This is a genomic window from Streptomyces sp. NPDC087300 (genome assembly GCF_044744425.1).
In the GTDB taxonomy this organism is placed as follows: domain Bacteria; phylum Actinomycetota; class Actinomycetes; order Streptomycetales; family Streptomycetaceae; genus Streptomyces.
In genome coordinates this window covers 55,915-76,987 of the sequence record NZ_JBIUYI010000021.1, presented here as the reverse complement: position 1 = coordinate 76,987, position 21,073 = coordinate 55,915, and the positions used below count along the sequence as shown (strand labels likewise).

At 73.5% G+C, this 21,073-nt stretch carries 10 protein-coding genes; 8 read left to right on the top strand and 2 right to left on the bottom strand.

Going from position 1 to position 21,073, the window contains the following annotated elements; translation table 11 throughout:
* Positions 1 to 1,030: 1,030 nt before the first annotated feature.
* Positions 1,031 to 2,272: a serine/threonine-protein kinase gene (locus ACIO9J_RS42555; protein ID WP_402011035.1), complete on the bottom strand. Its 1,242-nt coding sequence runs from the start codon at positions 2,270 to 2,272 to the stop codon at positions 1,031 to 1,033.
* A gap of 153 nt (positions 2,273 to 2,425) precedes the next feature.
* Entirely contained in the window at positions 2,426 to 4,090 is a 1,665-nt protein-coding gene (locus ACIO9J_RS42550; protein WP_402011033.1) for a serine/threonine-protein kinase, read from the bottom strand.
* A gap of 452 nt (positions 4,091 to 4,542) precedes the next feature.
* On the opposite strand from ACIO9J_RS42550, the gene ACIO9J_RS42545 reads away from it, so the two are divergent.
* From ACIO9J_RS42545 to ACIO9J_RS42510, 8 genes are all read left to right on the top strand, one after another.
* On the top strand, positions 4,543 to 8,070 hold the full coding sequence (locus tag ACIO9J_RS42545; RefSeq protein WP_402011031.1) for an FHA domain-containing protein: 3,528 nt from the start codon (positions 4,543 to 4,545) through the stop codon (positions 8,068 to 8,070).
* Positions 8,071 to 8,310: 240 nt separating this feature from the next.
* Positions 8,311 to 9,702 (top strand): ABC transporter substrate-binding protein, encoded by a 1,392-nt coding sequence (locus ACIO9J_RS42540; RefSeq protein ID WP_402011029.1) that lies wholly within the window; start codon positions 8,311 to 8,313, stop codon positions 9,700 to 9,702.
* 73 nt (positions 9,703 to 9,775) lie between these two features.
* Positions 9,776 to 11,056 (top strand): carbohydrate ABC transporter permease, encoded by a 1,281-nt coding sequence (locus ACIO9J_RS42535; protein ID WP_402011041.1) that lies wholly within the window; start codon positions 9,776 to 9,778, stop codon positions 11,054 to 11,056.
* Positions 11,053 to 11,934, top strand: a complete 882-nt coding sequence (locus ACIO9J_RS42530; RefSeq protein ID WP_402011027.1) for a carbohydrate ABC transporter permease — start codon at positions 11,053 to 11,055, stop codon at positions 11,932 to 11,934. Before ACIO9J_RS42535 ends, ACIO9J_RS42530 begins: the two co-directional genes overlap by 4 nt.
* Positions 11,935 to 12,108: 174 nt before the next feature.
* Positions 12,109 to 14,355, top strand: coding sequence for a CDP-glycerol glycerophosphotransferase family protein (locus ACIO9J_RS42525; RefSeq protein WP_402011025.1), 2,247 nt, complete (start codon positions 12,109 to 12,111; stop codon positions 14,353 to 14,355).
* Positions 14,356 to 14,414: 59 nt separating this feature from the next.
* On the top strand, positions 14,415 to 16,670 hold the full coding sequence (locus ACIO9J_RS42520) for a CDP-glycerol glycerophosphotransferase family protein (RefSeq protein ID WP_402011024.1): 2,256 nt from the start codon (positions 14,415 to 14,417) through the stop codon (positions 16,668 to 16,670).
* Between the two features lie 315 nt (positions 16,671 to 16,985).
* Complete coding sequence (locus tag ACIO9J_RS42515) at positions 16,986 to 19,229, top strand: CDP-glycerol glycerophosphotransferase family protein (RefSeq protein ID WP_402011022.1); 2,244 nt, start codon at positions 16,986 to 16,988, stop codon at positions 19,227 to 19,229.
* Positions 19,226 to 21,031 (top strand): hypothetical protein, encoded by a 1,806-nt coding sequence (locus tag ACIO9J_RS42510; RefSeq protein ID WP_402011020.1) that lies wholly within the window; start codon positions 19,226 to 19,228, stop codon positions 21,029 to 21,031. Before ACIO9J_RS42515 ends, ACIO9J_RS42510 begins: the two co-directional genes overlap by 4 nt.
* The last annotated feature ends 42 nt before the right edge of the window (positions 21,032 to 21,073 follow it).

Here is a 21,073-nt window from a genome sequence, read left to right as displayed (position 1 = left end):
GGGGGGGGGGGGGGGGGGGGGGGGGGGGGGGGGGGGGCCGCCGCGGGGGCGGGGGGGGGGGGGGGGGGGGGGGGGGGGGGGGGGGGGGGCCCCCCCCCCGCGGGTCTGGAGCCGCCGCTGCGCGGCGAATGCTTTCCCACCCGCCCACCCGCCCACCCGTTTACCCGGCACCGGACGGCGATGTAGGAGCCAGGCCCCCTCCAGGCGCCGGCCGCCCTGCGGGGGTGGGGGCGAGGGCCGTCCCGCTCCAGCCCGCCGGAGCACCAACCGGGCCGCCGCTGCGCGGCGGATTCACTCCCACCCGCCCACCCGATTACCCGGCACCGGACGGCACTGTAGGAGCCGGGCCCCCTCCAGGCGCCGGTAAGGCTGTGGGACTGGGGGGGCGAGGGCCGTCCCACTCCGCCCCAGCGCAGCGCCGGCCCGACCGCCGCTTCGCGACGAGCACTCCGTGGATGGGCAGCGGGGGCGCGGAACCCGTTGTGGCTACGCGTCGAGGGTTCGGCGCGGAGCGCTCGGGCGGGCGGGTGGGAGTGGATCCGCCGCGCAGCGGCGGGACAAGGGGACCGCCCGCAGGCGAAACCACACCTCACCCAGCGGGGGCCGCACCGAGCATCCGGTGCCGAGCAATCGGGCGGGCGGGTGGGAGTGGATCCGCCGCGCAGCGGCGGGACAGGGGTGGACGGCCGCAGGCAAAGCGACGCCTCAACCAACCCGGGGCACATCGACAGGTCGGTACGGAGCACCCGGGTGGGTGGGTGGGGATGCATCCGTCGCGAAGCGGCGGGACAAAGGGGCCGCCCGCAGGCGAAACCACACCTCACCCAGCGGGGGCCGCACCGAGCATCCGGTGCCGAGCAATCGGGCGGGCGGTGGGAGTGGATCCGTCGCGCAGCGGCGGGACAAAGGGACCGCCCGCAGGCCAAACCACACCTCAGCCAACCGGGGTCGCATCGAGCGCTCGGGCGGGCGGGTGGGTGGGAGCGGGACAGGACAAGCCGCGCCTCGCCGAGCGGGCAGGCAAGAAGGGTCACGGCGTCGGTGGGGCCGAGTTCACGTTGTCCGGGGGCGGGGAGGACGCGTCGTCGCCGGACGTGGCGGCCCATGTGCCGATGCCCGCCGCCGCCACGAGCACCACTCCCGCCACGCCCAGCGTGATCCTGCGGCGGCGGGTCGAGGAGCGGTGTTTGGCGGAGCCGGGACGGGCCGTGCCCGCGGCGCGGGGGGCGCGGGCCGTGCCGCGGGCGCCGCCTGCCAGCTCGTCGGGGCCGGGGACGCGCATCGAGGTGTGGGTGTCGCGGTTGGAGTCGGCGGACGCCGAGCCGGGGACCAGGGGGACCGCGCCCCGGCGGGGAGTGGCCGCGCGGGGCTCGGGGGCCGACTCCTCGTACGCCTCGTCGGCGACCCCCGGCTCCGTGTCCGGTTCGTCCACGTCCAGCGGCGGCATGCCCGCGACGAGCGGCAGCAGCTCCCGCAGCCGCGCGCCGAGCTCGGAGGCGCGCAGCCGGGAAGCCGGGGCCTTGGCCAGGCACTGGACGAGGAGCTGCCAGAGCTCCTCGGGGATGCCGGGGAGGGGGACGACGGTCTCGGTGACGTGCCGCCGCAGGACCGCCCCGGGGTGCCCGCCGCCGAACGGCGTGAAGCCCGCCAGGAGCTCGTACAGGACCGTGGCCAGGGCGTAGATGTCGACGGCCGCGCGCGGCGGCAGGCCCTCGATGATCTCGGGGGCGAGGTAGTCCGGCGTACCGATGATCTTCGTGGCGCGGGTCCTGCGCGGCGAGTCGATCAGCTTGGCGACGCCGAAGTCCGTGAGGAGGGCGGGGTGCGCGCCGCCTGGGCCGAGCGGGCCCTGCATGTCCAGGAGTACGTTCTCGGGCTTCACGTCACGGTGCACGATGCCCGCCGCGTGCGCCGCGGCCAGCCCGTCCGCCACGTCCGCCACGATCGCCACCGCCGCCTCCGGCGCCAGGCGCCGCTCGCGGTCCAGACGGGTGCGCAGGTCCGTGCCGCGGACGAGGTCCATGACCAGGGCCAGGTCGTTCCCGTCGACCACCAGGTCGTGGACGCCGACCACGCGCGCGTGGTCGAGGCTGAGCAGCGCGGTGCGCTCCTGCACGAAGCGGCCGACGAGTTCCTGGTCGGACGCCAGGTCCTCGCGCAGCAGCTTGATGGCGACCGGGCCCTCGGGCCCCTCGCCCAGCCACACCGTGCCGGCGCTGCCACGGCCCAGGATCTGGTGGGCGGTGTACCGGCTGCCGATCTTGCGCGTCAAGACTGCTCCTACGGATGCGTGTTGGCGACAAAACTACGCGGCCTTGCCGCCAACCTTCACTCCGGGAGCAGAAATCACTCTGCAGATGTCGACAAATCCCCAGAGTGGTCCGGGGATTGTCCGGGGATCGGCGAATTCCCGCCGGGCGTCCGGCTAATTCCCGCCGATCTTGCCCATCCAGCCGCTGACCGTGTCGTACCAGTCCTTGAGCTGCTCCCAGTAGCCCTTCGTCGTACCGATCCAGTCCTGGAGCGGGCTGAATTCCCAGACGAGCCAGCTCGCCACGAAAAGGATGAGGATCGTGAACAGGCAGCCCTTGAGGCAGCCGAGACCCGGGATCTTCATCGGGTTGGAGCTGCGCTGACGCGGCTGCCGCGGCTCGCGCGCCGGGCGCGGTGCGGGCTGCTGGGGCGGCGGCTGCTGCGGGGGCGCGTACTGCTGCTGCTGGGGCTGGTACTGCTGCTGCGGCGCCGGTGCGTACTGCTGCTGCTGACGCTGCCCGCGCGGCTGCTGCGGCGCGTACTGCTGGGGGCGCTGCTGCGGCTGTTGCTGCTGGGGGCGGGCCACCTGGCGCTGGGGGCGGCGGCGCAGCGGGTCGTCGTTCGGGTCCAGGTGGGCCTGGTACTGGGTCTGCTCGTTGCGGTCGCGGGCCGCCCGCATCTGGTTCTGCCAGGGGTGCGGGTCGTTCGGATCGCCACCGGGCGCGTTCGGCGGGACCGGCGGCATGACCGCGGTCGGGTCGGCGCCGCCGCCGTTGTGCGGCAGGACCGAGGTCGGGTCGGCGTCGCCCGCGCCGCCGGTGCTCCGCATGACGCTGGTCGCCGCGTTCGGGTCGTACGAGCCCGCGTTGCTCGGCAGGACCTGCGTGGGGTCGGCCGCGCCCGGGGTCTCCGGGACGTGGGCAGGCGCCGGATCCGGCATGAGCAGCGCGCCCACGCCCTCCGCGGCCGCGATCTGCGCCGGGGTGGAGTGCACGCCCACGCCCTCGGCGACGGCACGCAGCCCGCGCGCGAGGTTCTCGGCGCTGGGGCGGCGGTCCGGGTTCTTGTCCAGGCAGCGCTCGATGACCGTCCACAGCGGGTCGGGCACGGTCGAGGGGCGGCGCGGCTCGGCGCTGAGGTGCTGGTGCAGTACTTCGAGGGCCGATCCGCCGGCGAACGGCGGACGCCCGGTGACCAGCTCGTACAACAGGATGCCCGCGCCGTAGATGTCCACGGCGCTGGTCTGCGGACGGCCCTCGGCGGACTCCGGCGCGACGTACGCGGGCGTGCCGACGAATTCGTGGGTGCGGGTCAGGCCAGGGGAGTCCGCGAGACGCGCGATGCCGAAGTCGGTGAGCATCGGGTGCATGCCACCGTCGTCCTGCTTGAGCAGCACGTTCGCCGGCTTCAGGTCGCGGTGCACGACCCCGTCGGCGTGGCTGGCGGCGAGCGCGTCGGCGATCTGGGCGGTCAGCAGGGACGCCGCGACGGGCGTGAACGGGCCGTTCTCGCGCAGGTAGCGGTGCAGGTCGGGACCTTCGACGAGGTCCATCACCAGGGCGAGCAGGTCGCCCTCGACGACCAGGTCGCGGGTTCTGACGATGTTCTCGTGGGTCAGCCTGAGCAGGACGGACCGCTCCCTGAGGAAGCGCATCACGACGTCCGCGTCGTTGGCGAGCTCTTCCTTGAGGACCTTGATCGCGACGGTCTCGCCGGGCTGGCCGGGAACGGCCGCCTCGGCCCCCGCGGTCTCCCGCTGGCGGGCTCGCCAGACGGTGCCCGTGGCGCCGCGCCCGAGCGGCTCCTCGAGCAGGTACTTGCTGCCTACCGGCCGCACGTCATGCGCTCCCTGCTGGTGATGGCTTGTGGTGGTGATGGCTTGCGGTGCTGGCGCTCCGGCCTCCGGCCGAAGATGTTCCGACCCACTGTAGTGCCGCCGAACGGGGCACCGGCGGTTCGGATTCCGCCCGGCCCTTTACTTGCGGCATCCTTCCGGATTCTTCCGGATCACTGTCCGCAGGAAAGACGCTCAGCCGTGGCCATTGGTTGCCGAGTGGTCCCGAATTGCCCTCCCCGGGAGAGCCCGGACAGATATCCACAACGGTCCAAGCAGGCACTTTTCCGAGCAGAGGCGACCAATCAAGATCACTTACGGGTGGCCGCCGGGCGTGTTGTCAGTGGCAGGTGACAGGATGCCTCCAGTACTGGCTGACGTGCCCGTGTGCGGTGGGGGGAATCACAGCGCGAGTCCCCCTGTCGCGCCCAGCGCAGAAGGGACCGCTGACGGCGATGCAGATCCGGCTGACCGTCCTCGGGCCGCGCAGCGGCCAGACCGAGCCGCAAGGCCGCCCCACGGCGCCCGGCGGACCGCACGGCGCCTGTGACGTCCTGGTCACCGCGCCCGCGGGGACCGCGCTCGCGGCGGTGGCATCGGGCCTCGCCACGGCCGTCGCGGGCAGCGACGTCCCCCTCGTGCTGTACGCGGAGGACGAGCGTCTCGACGCCCAGCGCTGCACGATCGGCGAGCCCCCCTTGATGGACGGCGCGGTGCTCTCGCTCGGCGCGCCCGCCGAGCCCGGTCCCGAACCGGCCGGTGCGGCCGCCCAGTTGCACGTGGTCGCGGGCCCCGACGCGGGCGGCGTCCACCTGCTGCACGGCGGCCAGATCCGCGTCGGCCGCTCCGCCGACGCCGACGTCCCGCTGGACGACCCGGACGTCTCCCGGCTGCACTGCGCGGTCACGCTCGCGGACGACGGCCGCGTCACGGTCACCGACCTAGGCTCCACCAACGGCACGTCGGTGGACGGCAGGGAGGTCACCGACCGCCCGGTCGGCCTGGCGCCGGGATCCCTGCTGCGCATCGGCGAATCCGCGCTCCGCCTCGCGGACGGCCGCCTCGACCTGGGCCCCGGCGGGGCGCTGCCGACCGCCCCTGACGGCGAGGGCCACGTGCGCGTGCGGACCGTCACGACGCCCGCACCCCTCGCTCCGGAGGCGCTGTCGGGCCCGTCGGCAGGCACGGCACGCGCGCCCGAGGGCCCGACCCACCACGCGTACGGCTCGGCGGGCTGGGGCGCGGCGGGCGAGACGGCACGGGGCGGGGCGTACGGGAACGGGGCGCAGGGCGTGCAGGGGCTCCAGGGGGCGCAGAGCTTCCAGAGGGCGCAGGGCGCGCGGGGCCCGCAGGGCGCGCAGGGCGGAGTCCAGGAGCCGTGGGGCTCTCAGGGCCCGCAGAGCGCACAGGGCCCGCAGAACGCACAGGGCACCTGGCCGCAGGCGGGCGGCCAGGGACCACACGATCCCCAGGGACCCCACGCCGCCCAGCAGCCCTACGCGATGCAAGGCGGCCAGGGAACCCACGACGCGTACGGCGCCCCCACGCCCCACGGCCCGGCAGGCTCGCCGCACGCCCCCGGAGACCCCACCGCGCCGGTCGTGCCGCAGCAGGGCGGTGCGCCCGACGCCGAGCGGACCCGGACCGGCACCCCCGCGCGCGGGACGACCGTGCCGCGCGGCCTGCGCAAGCGCGGTGGCCTCTCCGCCTGGGCACGCCGCCTCACCGGCGGCAGGGAGAGCGGGCAGGAGGACGACGTCTACGAGGAGTACGGGCCGGAGGACGACGGCATGGATCCGCCCGTGCCCACCCCCGAAGAGCTCGCCGTGGCCGCCGCAGCCCGCACCCCCGAGTCCTGGCCCGACCCCGCCGCCCTGCTGCTCACGGCGCTCGGCCCCGGCCCGCGCCTCTGGGAGCGCGGCCCCGGCCACCCGGAGGCCCTCGCGGTCCGGCTCGGCACGGTCGACAGGGCCGCGCCCTCCGGCGAAGGCACCGGCGGCCTGCTGCCCGCCGTGCCCGTCACGGTCGGCCTGCGGGAGGCGGGCGCACTCGGTCTCGCCGGGCCCCGTGAGCGGCTGACCGGGCTCGCCAGGGCCGTGGTCGCCCAGCTCGCCGCGCTGCACTCCCCCGACTCGCTGGAGATCGTGCTGGTCAGCACGGACCGCGCCCGCTCCACGGCGGAGCGCACGGCCGAGTGGGCCTGGCTCGGCTGGCTCCCCCATCTGCGGCCCACCCACGGCCAGGACTGCCGGCTCCTGCTCGCCTACGACCGTGACCAGGCGGCGGCCCGCACCGGAGAGCTGCTGCGGCGGCTCGACGACCGCATCGCGGATCTGCGCGCCGGTGCCGAGGCCACGGCGCCCGGTCCGTACACGGTGGTCGTCGTCGACGGCGACCCCGGTTCGGCCGGGCTGCGCGAGGCCACCGTCCGGCTCGCCGCGGAGGGCGCGCGGGCCGGTATCCACGTGGTGTGCCTCGCCGAGACCGTCGCCGCATCGCCCGCGTCGCCGGTCGCGGAGACCTACGAAGCGGCCTGCTCGGTGTCGCCCGCCTTCCGCGCGTGCGGTGCCGTCGCGCTGCTCAGCGGTGACGTGGCGACCGCGCTGCGGCTCCTGCGGACGGCTGGCGGCCACCCCGCGGGGCACGGCACCGTCGCCGCCGTGGACGCGGTGTCGGCGGCCTGGGCCGAGCGGTTCGCGCGGGCGCTCGCCCCGCTGCGGACGGACGGCGTGGCGGGCGAGGGGCACGCGCGCGTGTCCGCGCCGCTGCCCCAATCCGCCCGGCTGCTCGACGAGTTGGGGCTCGCCAGGGCCACCCCGGCGTCCCTGATGGCGCGGTGGGCCGCGGCCGCCGACGACCCCGAGGCGCTCGGCGGACGGGCCGTCGCGGTGCTCGGCGCGGGCCCGCGCGGACCCGTCGTGGCCGATCTCGTCGCCGACGGGCCGCATCTGCTCGCCGAGGGCCCCGGGGGCAGCGGGCGCACCGAGCTGCTGCGCTCCGTCGCCGCTTCGCTGGCCGCCGCCGAGCGGCCCGACCGGCTCGGCATCGTCCTGGTCGACGGCCGGGACAGCACGGGGAGCGGTGCCGACCGGCGGACCACGGGGCTCGGTGTCTGTACGGACCTGCCGCATGTCACCACCCATCTCGTCGCCAACGACCCCGTACGGATGCGGGAGTTCGCGCAGTCCCTCGCCGCCGAGCTCAAGCGGCGGGCCGAGCTGCTCGGCAGGCTCGGGTTCACCGAGTGGCACACGCAGCGGGAGGTGTCGGGGCGGATGGTCGCGCAGCGGTCGCAGCCGTCCGGCGCGGGAGCCGGTGCCGGTGCCGGTGCCGGTAACGGTGCCGTGGGCGGCGCGTCAGGACAGGTGTCCCTGCCGGCCCAGCTGACCGACGGCGATCTCGATCCGCCGCCCAGTTCCACGATGCGGCTGCGGCCCGTCGCGGCGCGTCAACGGGTGGACCCCGGGCCGCCGTTGCCCCGCCTCGTGGTGCTCGTCGACGACTTCGACGCGCTGCTCTCGCCCCCTCTCGGCTCGCCGGGGCGGCCCGCCGCCGGGTCCGTGGTCCGCGCCCTCGAAGCGGTGGCGCGGGACGGCGAGCGGCTCGGGGTGCATCTCGTGGTGGCCACGGGGCGCAGCGAGCGGATGCCGGAGACCGAGCTCGGGCGGCGGGCGTCGCTCCGCGTGGTCCTCGACGCGGTGACCGCGGGGCCCGAGGAGCCCGCGCCGGGCCGGGGTGAACTGCGTTCGCCCGACGGGCGGTTCACGGCCTTCCAGGCGGGGCGGGTGACCGGGCGGATTCCTCGTACGTCGACGCTGCGGCCCACCGTCGTACCGCTGGAGTGGGAGCGGATGGGCGATCCGCCGGCCCGGCGGCCCGTCAGGGAGCTGGGGAACGGGCCCACGGACCTGGCGTTGCTCGCCAGTGCTCTGGAGCGGGCCGCGAGGTCCGTCTCGGCGGAGCAGGTGCCCTCTCTCCTGTGAGCGGGCGAGTCCCTCCCGAGGCTCTCTCCCGTGCGAGGGCGACGCCCTCGGAACAGGTGCGCACAAGCGTGATCAAATCGGGGTTCGCAACAGGGGCAACCCGCCCATCACCTCTCATGACGCCACGTCACAACGCCATTACGATCACCGAGTTGACAGCGCAGGCCATCTTGCCGCCCCTCCCCGCGCGGGCGTAGACCAGACCGCACGGGACTCGCCAGGGAAGAGAACGGGGCAGTGATGCGCAGCACTCTTCGTACACGTAGGGCACCGCACCACCGGCACACCACCGCCAGGATCGCCGCGGCAGTCGTCGCGGGGGCGCTCACGCTCACCGTCACCGCGTGCGGCGGCGACGACAAGAAGGACGACGACGGGGGCAAGGGCGGGGACAAGAACACCGGGAGCTCGCTCCAACTGCCCAAGCTGGACGGGGAGAACGTCTCCGTGTCCGCCGTGTGGGGCGGCGCGGAGCGCAAGGTCTTCCTCAAGGTGCTCGATGAATTCGAGAAGCGGACCGGCGCGAGCGTCTCGTTCGTGCCCGCGCAGGACCCGATCATCAGCTTCCTGGAATCGAAGGTCGCGGGCGGGCAGCCGCCGGACGTCGCGATGCTGCCGCAGGTCGGCGCGATCGACCAGGCCGTGGCGAACAAGTGGGCCAAGCCGGTCGGGCCCGAGGCGCAGAAGCAGCTCGACAAGAACTACGACAAGGGCTGGCAGGAGCTCGGGGCCGTCGACGGCAAGCAGTACGGCGTGTACTTCAAGGCCGCCAACAAGTCGCTGATCTGGTACAACACCAAGGTCTTCGAGAACGCGGGCGTCAAGGCGCCCAAGACCTGGGACGAGTTCATGAAGACCGCCCAGACCATCTACGACTCCGGTGTGCCGCCGGTCTCGGTGGCGGGCGCCGACGCGTGGACCCTCACCGACTGGTTCGAGAACATCTACCTCTCGCAGTCGGGCCCGGAGAAGTACGACCAGCTCGCCCAGCACAAGATCAAGTGGACGGACCCCTCCGTGAAGGAGGCGCTGACGACGCTCGGTGAGCTCTTCGGCAAGAAGGGCCTGGTGGCGGGCGGCGCCAAGAGCGCGCTCCAGACCGAGTTCCCGGCGTCCGTGAAGCAGACCTTCACCGGCGGCGACCAGCCCAAGGCGGGCATGGTCTTCGAGGGCGACATGGTCTCGCTCGCCATCTCGGAGACCAAGGCCAAGGTGGGCACGGACGCCAAGGTGTTCCCCTTCCCCGCCGTCGGTGACCAGTCCCCCGCGGTGGTCGGCGGCGACGCGGCCGTCGCGCTGAAGAACAGCAAGGGCGCGCAGGCGCTGCTCACCTTCCTCGCCTCGCCGGACTCGGCGAAGATCTGGGCCGAGGCGGGCGGCTTCATCTCGCCGAACAAGAACCTGGACATGGCGTCGTACCCGAACGACGTGCAGCGCAACATCGCCAAGAACCTGATCGCGGCGGGCGACGACATCCGCTTCGACATGTCCGACCAGGCCCCGCAGGCCTTCGGCGGTACGCCGGGCAAGGGCGAGTGGAAGGCGTTGCAGGACTTCCTGCAGAACCCGAAGGATGTCGCGGGCACGCAGAAGGTGCTCGAGACGGCCGCCGCCAAGGCCTACAAGGACTGACGCGGTGGCGTCCGCGAACGCCGGGGGTGTGCCGGCGACGGCGCCGCCCCCGGCCCCGAACCCGCGCAAGAGCGTGACCGGTACCCGCAAGGCCGTGGCGGTGCTCTTCCTGCTGCCCGCCCTCGTGCTGCTCGGCGCGCTCGTCCTGTACCCCATCGGGTACTCGTTCTTCCGCAGTTTCCTCGACGACTCGGGCGACTTCACGGCGTTCGACAACTACAAGACGCTGTTCACCGACGACAGCATCCGGACCGCCATCAAGAACAACGCGATCTGGGTGGTCGTGGCGCCCACCCTGGCGACGGTGCTCGGTCTGATCTTCGCCGTGCTCACCGAACGGGTGCGCTGGGGCACGGCGTTCAAGCTCGTCATCTTCATGCCGATGGCGATCTCGATGCTGGCCGCGGGCATCATCTTCCGGCTGGTGTACGAGTCGGACCCGGACCGCGGCGTCGCCAACGCCGTCGCGGTGAGCGTGCACGACACGTTCAGCCAGTCCTCGGCGTTCCCGCAGGCGCACCCCGCGCTCAACTCGCCGCTGAAGGCGGCGGGCGGCGGGGCCTTCGTCACCAAGAAGCCGGTGCGGGCGGGCACGCCCGTGGTGCTGCCGCTGACCGGTGTCGCGCCGAACCAGCTGCCGGACGACGCGAAGGCGGCGAAGGCCGCGGCGGCCGATCCGGACCGGGTCACCGGCACGGCCTGGCAGGACTTCACGCGCGGCAAGGGCAGGGGCGAGGCCAACGCGCCCGACGCGAGCGAGCTCGGCTACGCGGGCATCAAGATCGAGGCCGTGAAGGACGGCAAGGTGGTGGCGTCCACCGAGGCGTCGGCCGACGGCACCTTCGCGCTGCCGAAGGCCGCCGACGGGGCCCAACTGCGCTATCCGGCGTCGAACTTCCGCGAGGCGTACAACGGCATCGAGTGGCTCGGCCCGACCCTGATCACGCCGTCGATCATCGGTTCCTATCTGTGGATGTGGGCCGGTTTCGCGATGGTCCTCATCGCGGCGGGCCTGGCGAGCGTGCCGCGTGAGCTCCTGGAGGCGGCGCGGGTGGACGGCGCCAACGAATGGCAGGTGTTCCGCCGCATCACGGTCCCGCTGCTCGCCCCGGTGCTCGCGGTGGTCCTGGTGACGCTCATGATCAACGTACTGAAGATCTTCGACCTGGTGTTCGTGATCCCGCCGGGCTCGTCGAAGGACGAGGCGAACGTGCTCGCGGTCCAGCTGTACAACTCGGCGTTCCTGGACAAGGACTTGGGGGTGGCGAGCGCCATCGCGATGCTGCTCTTCCTCCTGGTCATCCCGGTGATGCTGTTCAACATCCGGCGGATGCGGCGGGAGGCGGGGCGATGACCGTCCAGACCGAAGTGGTCAAGGCCGAACAGTCCCTCGGCGGCCGGATCGCCGGGCTGCTCGGCAGCACCGCGCTGCGGGTGTTCCTGGTCCTGGTGGGCCTGTTCTGGCTGGTGCCGACGATCGGCCTGCTGCTCGGCTCGTTCCGCACTCCCGCGGACATGAGCGAGAGCGGCTGGTGGAAGGTGTTCAGCGCGCCCTCGCAGATGACGCTGGACAACTACACCAACCTCCTCAAGGACGAGACGATCACCGACTCGATCCTGTCCAGCGTGATGATCACCGTGCCCGCGACGCTGCTCGTCGTGATCATCGGCTCGCTCGCCGGATACGCCTTCGCGTGGATGGACTTCCCCGGGCGCGACTGGTGGTTCCTCGGGGTGGTCAGCCTCCTCGTGGTCCCGGTGCAGGTGGCGCTGGTGCCGATCGCCGATCTCTTCGGCAAGATCGGCATCTTCGAGTCCACGGTCGGTGTGGTCACCTTCCACGTGGCGTTCGGCCTGCCGTTCGCGATCTTCCTGCTGCGGAACTTCTTCGCGGAGATCCCGCGCGAACTCCTGGAGGCGGCGCGCCTGGACGGCGCCGGTGAACTGCGGCTCTTCGTACGCGTCGTGATGCCGCTCGGGGCGCCCGCGATCGCCTCGCTCGGCATCTTCCAGTTCCTCTGGGTCTGGAACGACATGCTGATCGCGCTGATCTTCGCCGACTCCAAGAACCCGCCGATCACCGTCGCGCTCCAGCAGCAGGTGCGGTTCTTCGGCGACAACGTGCAGATCCTCGCGCCCGGCGCGTTCATCTCGATGATCATCCCGCTGGCCGTGTTCTTCGCCTTCCAGCGGCAGTTCGTGTCCGGCGTGATGGCGGGCGCGGTCAAGTAGCGGGCGCCGCACCGCCGTACGGGAGCGGTGCTCGAACGGAAGGGGAAACGACCGGAGACGGCCCTTAACCGGGCCGTCTCCTCACGTCTATCCCCCGTATGCCACATCCGGCGTAACCGACTCACCCCTTCAGGCGTTCGGGGCAGTATGCCCGCGCCGACCCATGGATGTGCCTTGCCCCGGTTCAGTGTCATCGTCCCCGCGTACAAGGTGCAGGCGTATCTGCACGAGTGCCTGGAGTCCGTGCTGGCGCAGTCGTTCACGGATCTGGAGCTGATCGCGGTCGACGACTGCTCGCCGGACGCGAGCGGGGCGCTCATCGACGAGTGCGCGGCCCGCGATCCCCGGGTGAAGGCCGTGCACCTCAAGGAGAACGTCGGTCTCGGCGAGGCCCGCAACGCGGGCATGGCGCGGGCCACCGGCGAGTACCTGATCTTCCTCGACAGCGACGACACCCTCACCCCCGGCGCCCTGCACGCGATCTCCGACCGCCTCAAGCAGACCGACGAGCCGGACATCCTGGTCTACGACTACGCGCGCACCTATTGGTCGGGCGAGGCCGTGCGCAACCAGTTCGCGGGCCAGCTCCACGAGGAGGGCCAGGCGCCCTTCCCACTCGCCGACCGGCCAGGACTCCTGAAGGTCCTGATGGTCGCCTGGAACAAGGCGCACCGCCGCGATTTCATCGAGCGCGAGGGCTTCACCTTCCCCACCGGGTACTACGAGGACACGCCCTGGACGTACCCGATCCTGATGGCGGCGGACTCGCTCGCCACCCTCGACCGGGTCTGCGTGCACTACCGGCAGCGGCGCCAGGGCAACATCCTGGGCACCACGAGCCGCAAGCACTTCGACATCTTCGACCAGTACGACCGGGTCTTCGCCTTCCTCGACCGGCACCCCGACCTCTCCGCCGCGTGGCGGGCCGTGCTGTTCCGGCGGATGGTCGACCACCTCTCGACGATCTTCACCAAGCGGGACCGGCTGCCGCGCGGCAGCCGCGCCGAGTTCCTGCGCAAGGCCCGCGCCCACTACCGCCGTTACCGCGTCCCCGGCGCCCCGGTGCCCATCCGCACCCGGCTCAGGCACGGCCTGGTGCGGCTCGGCTCCCACCGGACCTACCGGAGCCTGTGGACGGCGCTGCGGGTGCGTTCGCGCGCCAAGCGGTACGCGGCCGCCGCCCGCCGGAGTCTGCGCGGCGCCCTGCTCCAGCTGCACTACCGCGTCCAGCTGCGCCTGCCGGTCCGCGCCGACCGGGCCGTCTTCTCCTCGTACTGGGGGCGCGGCTACGGCTGCAACCCCGGCGCCATCGAAGCCTCGATGCGCGAGCTCGTGCCGGGCATGCGGACCGCGTGGATCGCCGCCCCCGAGCACCACCACACGGTCCCGACGGGCACCCTCAGGCTGCGTCCCGGCACCGCCGCGTACTGGACGGCGCTGGCCCGCTCCAAGTACCTGGTGAACAACGTCAACTTCGACCGCAGGCTGGTCAAGCGGCCAGGGCAGGTCCTGGTCCAGACCCAGCACGGCACCCCCCTCAAGCAGATGGGCCTCGACCTCCAGGACCGGCCGGCGGCCGCGCGCGGCACGGACTTCGCGGCGCTGCTGCGCAACGCCGACAAATGGGACTACGTCCTGTCGGCCAACCGCCACTCCACGCTGGTGTGGGAGCGCGTCTACCCCGCCGCGTACACCACCCTCGAATACGGCTATCCGCGCAACGACCGCTTCCAGCGCACCACTTCGGCGGAGGTGATGCGGCTGCGCGAGGGGCTCGGCATCCCGCACGGCGCGGTCGCCGTGCTGTACGCGCCGACCCACCGCGACTACCGCCGCACCCAGCGCCTCAGCCTGGACCTGGAGCGCATGCTGCACGCGCTCGGGCCCGGCTTCGTCGTGCTGACCCGCGCCCACCACACGTACGACGCGCCGCTCGCCGGATCGTCCGGGCGGCTCATCGACGTGTCGGACCACCCGAGCGTCGAATCGCTCTGCCTGGCGTCGGACGCGCTGGTCACGGACTACTCGTCGCTGATGTTCGACTACGCCAACCTCGACCGGCCCATCGTCCTGTTCGCCGACGACTGGGACGCCTACGAGGCGGCCCGCGGCACCTACTTCGACGTGCGCGACTTCCCGCCCGGCGCGGTCGCGCGCAGCGAGGACGAGCTCACCGACATCCTCGCCACCGGCCACTGGGCGGGCTCACGCTCGGCCCAGCTGCGGCGGGCGTTCCGCGAGCGGTTCTGCGCGTACGACGACGGGTGCGCGGCGGAACGGGTCGTACGCCACGTGGTGCTCGGCGAGCGGGGCGGGCTGCCGGCCGTGGTGCCCCTGACCGAGCGGCATCCCGCGCCGTCGGCCGCCGCGCCACGGGACCGGGCCCCGCAGCCGGGTCTTCAGCCCAGCACCCGAACGTGAGCCCGCCGTGATCCCCGCGGCGGGCGAACCCGTCTGAACCACCATCGAGAGAGGCTGTCTTGTCGCGCTTCAGCATCATCGTCCCCACCCATGGCGTACCGGGGCGGCTCGCCGACTGCCTCGCCTCGGTGCTCGGGCAGTCCTTCCCCGACTTCGAGCTGATCGCCGTGGTCGACGGCCCGGAGGGCCCGGCCGGTGCGGCCGGCGCAGGGGGGTTGTGTGCGGCGATCGTGGCCGAGCACGCGGAGCGCGACGCCCGGGTGCGCCGCGTCGAGTCCCCCTCGGGCGAGGGGCTCGCGGGGGCGCGGAACGCGGGGACGAGAGCGGCGCGCGGCGACTATCTGCTCTACCTCGACGGCGACGACACCTTCACCCCCGGCACCCTTGAGGCGCTCGACGCGCGCCTTGCCGGGACCGGCGATCCCGATCTGCTGCTCTTCGACCACGAGCGCGTGCACTGGTTCGACGGCGGCCAGGGCCCGGTGCTCGAACGGCTGTGGGAGGGCGCGCCCGGGGGCGTCTTCGGCGTGGCCGACCACCCGGCGCTGCCCGACCCGCTGGTGCCCGCCTTCTCCGCGGCGCACCGGCGCGCCTTCGTCACCCGGCACCGGCTCGGCTTCGCGCCCGGCATGTTCACGGACCTGGTGTGGAGCGTGGGGACCGCGCTGCGGGCCGAGCGGATCGCCGTACTGGACCGCGTGTGCGTGCGCCATCTGCTGCGCCGCCAGGGCGCGCGGCACCGCCGTCCCGGCGCCCACCACCTGGAGCTGCTCGACCAGTTCGGCCTGGCGATGACCGAGGCCGAGTCCCTCGGCGCGCCCGCGCCCGTACTCGACCGGGTCTTCCGCAGGCTGACGCACGAGCTGCTCAAGACGGCGTCGACGCCCTCGCGGCTGCCGTCGGCGTGGCTGCGGCGGCACTTCTTCCGGCGGGCCACCACGGCGTACCGGCTGCACAGGCCCGCCGGGTTCCGACCGCCGGGCGGCAGCCTGGGCGTGCAGCACCGGCTGCTCGCGGCGGGCGCCTACGCCGGGTTCTGCGCGCTGCGCGGCGCGAAGAACCGGCTGCCCGCGCTGCTCGGCCCCACCCTGCGGCGCGCGGGGCGCTGGCTCCAGCGCCGCAGGCACCCCTACAAGGCGTTCCTCAAGCGGCCCGTCGACCCGGACCTCGCGGTGTTCTCGGCCTATTGGGGCCGCGGCTACGCCTGCAACCCGGCCGCGATCCACGCCGCGACGCGGCGGCTCGCCCCGCACATCAGGACCGTCTTCCTCGTCTCCGACAGCGCGTCCGCCGCGCTTCCCGAGGGCGTCGAGGGCGTCGAGATCGGCAGCACGCGGTACTGGGAGGTGATGGCCGCCGCCAAGTACACGTTCAACAACGTCAACTTCGAGATGGCCGTGAAGAAGCGTCCCGGCACGGTCCACGTGCAGACCCAGCACGGCACGCCGCTCAAGCGGATGGGCGTGGACCAGGTCGAGTTCCCGGCCGCGGCGGCGGCCGCGGGGCCGCTCGGCAAGCTGCTCCAGCGCGTGGACCGCTGGGACTTCAACATCTCCTCCAACCACCACTCGACCGAGGTGTGGGAGCGCGCCTACCCGGGGGCGTACGAGAGCCTCGACGTGGGCTATCCGCGCAACGACGCCTTCTACAGCGCGAGCGCCGACGACGTGAGCGCGGCCCGCAAGCGGCTCGGGGTGCCCGACGGCAGGATCGCGCTGCTGTACGCCCCCACCCACCGCGACTACCGCACGGACTTCGCCACCCAGCTCGACCTGCCGGCGTTCTGCGACGCGCTCGGCGAGGAGTTCGTGGTGCTGCTCCGCGCCCACCACTTCTACGAGGGCTCGGCGGGGCTCGAAGAGGTGGTGCGCTCCGGCAAGCTGATCGACGTGACGGGGCACCGCTCGCCAGAGGAGGTGTGCCTCGCCTCGGACGCGCTGATCACGGACTACTCGTCGATCATGTTCGACTACGCCAACCTGGACCGGCCCATCGTCGTGTACGCCGACGACTGGGACGTCTACCGCGAGACCCGCGGCGTCTACTTCGACCTCCTCGCCGAGCCGCCGGGCGCGGTGGCCCGCACCCAGGACGAGCTGACGGCGGTGTTCCGCGGCGGGGCGTGGGAGGGCGCGTCGGCGAAGCGGCTGCGGGCCGCGTTCCGCGAGCGGTTCTGCGACCTGGACGACGGGCTCGCCGCGGAGCGGGTGGTGCGCCGGGTGCTGCTCGGCGAGGACGTGGCCCAGCTGCCGCCGGTTATCCCGCTGCGCGAGCGGATTCCGGCGCCCGCCGCGCCGCGCGTCCCCCAGCACTGACCACCCGCCCCTACCGAGGACGTCCGCCATGCCCCACCCGAGCGTTCGGCATCCGGCACGCGACGCGCTCCCCGCGCCGCGCGCCGGTGCCCGGCGCACGACGGGTGCGGGCGCGGCGCCCTGCGCCGCCCCCACGAGGCGTCCCCCGCACGGGACCGCGCGCCCGCCGCTGCCCGCCGGGGGCACCCGTCCCGCCCCGCCGAGACCGGCCCCGCCGCTGCCCGCCGCGGGGCCTCGCCGTTGCCCCGCGTCCCGCACCACCTCCGGCGTGCCCCCGCGCCGGTGTCCCATCCGTCACGACCCGTGGAAGAGCCCGTGCCCCGTTTCAGCATCATCGTCCCCGTCTACAAGGTGCGGGGCTTCCTGCGTGAGTGCCTCGACTCGGTCCTGACGCAGTCGTTCACCGACATCGAGGTCATCGCGGTCGACGACTGCTCGCCCGACCACTGCGGCGCCATCATCGACGAGTACGCCGCGGCCGACTCGCGGGTCCGCGCGGTCCACCTGCCCGAGAACGCCGGCCTCGGCGGGGCGCGCAACGCGGGGGTCACCCACGCCACCGGCGACTACCTCCTCTTCCTGGACAGCGACGACAGCTACACGCCGGGCGCGCTCGCCGCGATCGACGACCGGCTCGGCAGGACCGCCGATCCCGACGTGCTGGTCTTCGACCACGTGCGCACCCACTGGTGGGGGCGGGGCGGCCGCAGCATGACGGCGGACCTGCTGGCGTCCGCGGGCACCGACACCTTCGACATCCTGGGCAGCCCGCAGTACCTCCAGCTGTTCCTGGTCGCCTGGAACAAGGCCTACCGCCGCGACTTCTTCACCGCGCACGGCTTCACGTACAAGAAGGGCCTGTACGAGGACGCGCCGATCACCTACGAGGCGCTGGTCTCCGCCCGCCGCGTGGGCTGTCTCGACCGGGTGTGCGTGGAGTACCGCCAGCGCAGGCAGGGCGCGATCACCCGCACCCCGGGGCGCAAGCACTTCGACATCTTCCCGCAGTACGCGGGGCTCTTCGCCTTCCTCGACGAGCACCCCGAGCTCGACGCGGCGCGGCCGCTGCTCTTCGAGCGGATGATCAACCACTTCCTGGCGACGCTGCCGCTCGCCGAGCGCGTGCTCGCCGAGGACCGCGCCGACTTCTACCGCACGACCGTGGAGTTCTACCGCCGCTACAAACCGGCCGGGTTCACCCCGCCCGACGACCGCTACCGGCTCCAGTGGCGGCTCACCGCGAGCAGCCCGTACCCAGTGTTCCGGGCCTTCGCCGCGGCCCACGCGCTGCGCGCCGCCGCGCTGCGCAAGAAGCGCAAGCTGCACAAGCGGGCCGCCACGAAGGCCAAGCGGACGCTGACCCGGGTGCAGCGCCACCGCCCGCTCGACCCGCACCTCGCGGTGTACTCGGCGTTCTCGCACCGCGGGCTGCTCGGCGATCCGGCGGCCGTGCACCAGGCCGCCGGGGTGCTCGCCCCGCACATCAGGTCGGTGTGGGTGCTGCGGCCCGACGCGGTGGAGCGGGCGCCCGAGGGCGTCGAGGTGGTCACGCCCGACACCCCGGCCTACCACCGGGCGATGAGCCGGGCGACGTACTTCTTCAACAACATCAACTGGGCGCCGGGCCTGGTGAAGCGCGAGGGCCAGATCCACGTGCAGACCCACCGCGGGACGCCGCTCAAGCACATGGGCACCGATCTGCTCGGCCGGCCCGCCGCGACGTACCACCTCAACGTCCGCGCGCAGCTGTGGCGTTCGGACCGCTGGGACTACAGCCTGGTGTCCGGGCGGCACGCGGAGCGCGCCTGGGACCGCGCCTACCCCTGCCGCTTCACCTCACTGCCCACCGGCGCCCCCCGCAACGACGTCCTCGTCAAGGGCGACCCGCTGCGCGGCGTCGCGGTGCGCCGGCGGCTCGGGGTGCCCGCGGGCAACACGGTGATCCTGTACGCGCCGACACCGCGCGATCACCGCAAGTGGTACGAGCCACGGGTGGACTTCGAGCGGCTCACGCGCGAGGCGGGCCTCGGCGTGACGCTGCTCGTGCGGCTCCATCCGCAGTACGCGGGCGCCGCCGTGCGGGGGCTGCAACTGCGCGACCTGGAGCGGCGCGGACTGCTGCTCGACGTCACCGACGAGCCGTCCGTCGAGGACCTGATGCTCGCGTCGGACGCCCTGGTGACGGACTACTCCTCGCTGATGTTCGACTACGCGTGCCTGGACCGCCCGATCGTCGTGCACGCGGACGACTGGGAGGTCTACCAGGTCACCCGCGGCACCTACGTCGATCTGCTCGCCACGCCACCGGGTCATGTCTCCACCAGTACGGCCCAGTTGGCGGACCTGTTCGCCTCGGGCACCTGGTGCGACGAGCGGTCGGCCGCGCTGCGCGCCGACTTCCGGGCGCGGTTCTGCGAGTACGAGGACGGGCACGCGGCCGCCCGCGTGGTCTCCCAGGTGATGCTCGGCCAGGAGTACCCGCTGACGCCCATCCCCCAGCAGCTCGCGGGCCGCCGTGGCTCGGCCCCGCTCTTCGCCGCCCCCCTCGGCACCCGATGAGCGGCACGACGACCTCGGCCCCCGGCATCCCGGGGCAGTCGGCGCCCCCGACGGCCGATGGTTCCGCCGATGCGTCCAACTCCCCTTCCAAGCGCTCCAGTTGGTGGGCCGACGGGGCGGCCGTCGTGGCGGGCGGCGCCCTCGTCGCGCTGCACGGCTCGCTGCTCGGCCGCTGGGTGGTCGACGACGCGGCCATCACCTTCGCGTACGCGCGCAGCATCGACGAGGGGCTCGGGCCCGTCCAGCAGGCGGGCGCCGCGCCGGTCGAGGGGTACTCCAACCCCGCCTGGCTCGGGCTGCTCGTCGTCGGCAGGCGGCTCGGCCTCTTCGACCACCGGGCCGTGGCCGGGGTGCCCGACCTGATCCTCTACCCCAAGGCGCTCGGACTGCTGTGCGCGCTCGGGGTGCTCCTCGCGACCGCCTGCGCGGCACGGCGCCTGGTGCGGCGCTCCTGGCTGGTCACGGGCCTGGCCGGGGTGCTGCTCGGCGCCAACGTCTCGTTCGTCGCCTGGACGTTCTCCGGCCTGGAGAATCCGCTCTACGCCTGTGTCGCCACCGTCCTCGCCGCGACGCTCGTCCGGGCCGTCACCACCGGCAACCTCACCGGCAAGGGGCCCGCGGTGGCCTCCGGTCTGCTCGCCCTGGTCGCGGCGCTGACCAGGCCGGACGGGGCGGTGCTCGCGGGCGTCTATCCGCTGCTGCTCCTGCTGACGCTGCGGCGCGGCCGGCTGTGGCCCCGGGCGCGCGCTGCGGGTCTCGGCATCGCCGCCTTCGCCGTGCCGTACGCGCTGTTCATCGCCTGGCGCTACGCCGTCTTCGGGCGGCTCGTGCCCAACACGGCGGTGGCCAAGGCCCAGGAGCTGCCGGACGCCGAGCTGTTCGGCAGGACCGTCGGGGACCTGCTGACCTTCGCGGGCTGGCCGCTGGTGCTCGTGGCCGCCGCGCTGACCGGCATCGCGCTCACCCGGCACGGCATGCCGCGCGCGGCCCTCGGCGCCGTGGTCCTGCCGCTGGCGCTGACGCTGGGCGCGTTCGGCATCCTCGAACCGGACTGGATGGGCATGTACCGGTTCGCGACTCCCGTGTGGCCGCTGGGAGTTCTGGCCCTCGGGCTCGCCGCGGTGGGACTCGCCGAGCGCGGCGGGCCGCGGCCGCGCGCCTTCGTCGCGGTCGCACTGAGCGCGACGCTGCTCCTGTCCTGGTCGGCGCAGCGCGACCGGGCCGCCGCGTTCCGCGCCGAGCCGACCCTGCCGATGTGCCTCGTCGTCCACCGCGACGGGGTGATGTTCAACGAGTACGCGGACCGGCTCGGCATCCGCGACGCGTCCGTCCTGCTGCCGAGCCTCGGCGGCACCCTGCTCACCAGCGACCTGAAGGTGTACGACCTCGCGGGCCTCACCGAGCCGCGGATCGCCGACGCGCTCGCGGCGGGCGACTCCGAACGGCTGCGCGGGTACGCCTTCCAGGAGCTGCGGCCCACGTTCGTGCACGCGGTCGGCGTCTGGGCGCGCAAGAGCGGCATGAAGGCGCCCCGGCTGACCGCCGAGGGCTACCTGCCGCTCTACCGCACGGCGGACGGCGGCGGCGACTGGGTGCGTGCCGACGCCGTCGGACACCCGGAGCGGCTGCCGGCGCTGCGCGCGTGGGCGGCGCGGGCGGTGCCGGACGCGTACGAGAACGGGCGGGGGCGGTGCGGCGGTGTGCTGCGGCCGGGTGCGGGCGCGGAATCGGCCGCGTCCGGCGCATCCACTGCATCCACTGCCTCACCCGTATCCGCCAGACCCGTCGCGGCACCCCACTGACACACCGATGGATCCGCACGACCGCCGGACCGGCCGGCCAAC

What these genes read in the sequence shown, in the direction of transcription:
- ACIO9J_RS42545 (WP_402011031.1), top strand. Translation starts at nt 4,543, where the DNA reads ATGCAGATCCGGCTGACCGTCCTCGGGCCGCGCAGCGGCCAGACCGAG.
- ACIO9J_RS42540 (WP_402011029.1), top strand. Translation starts at nt 8,311, where the DNA reads ATGCGCAGCACTCTTCGTACACGTAGGGCACCGCACCACCGGCACACC.
- ACIO9J_RS42530 (WP_402011027.1), top strand. Translation starts at nt 11,053, where the DNA reads ATGACCGTCCAGACCGAAGTGGTCAAGGCCGAACAGTCCCTCGGCGGC.
- ACIO9J_RS42510 (WP_402011020.1), top strand. Translation starts at nt 19,226, where the DNA reads ATGAGCGGCACGACGACCTCGGCCCCCGGCATCCCGGGGCAGTCGGCG.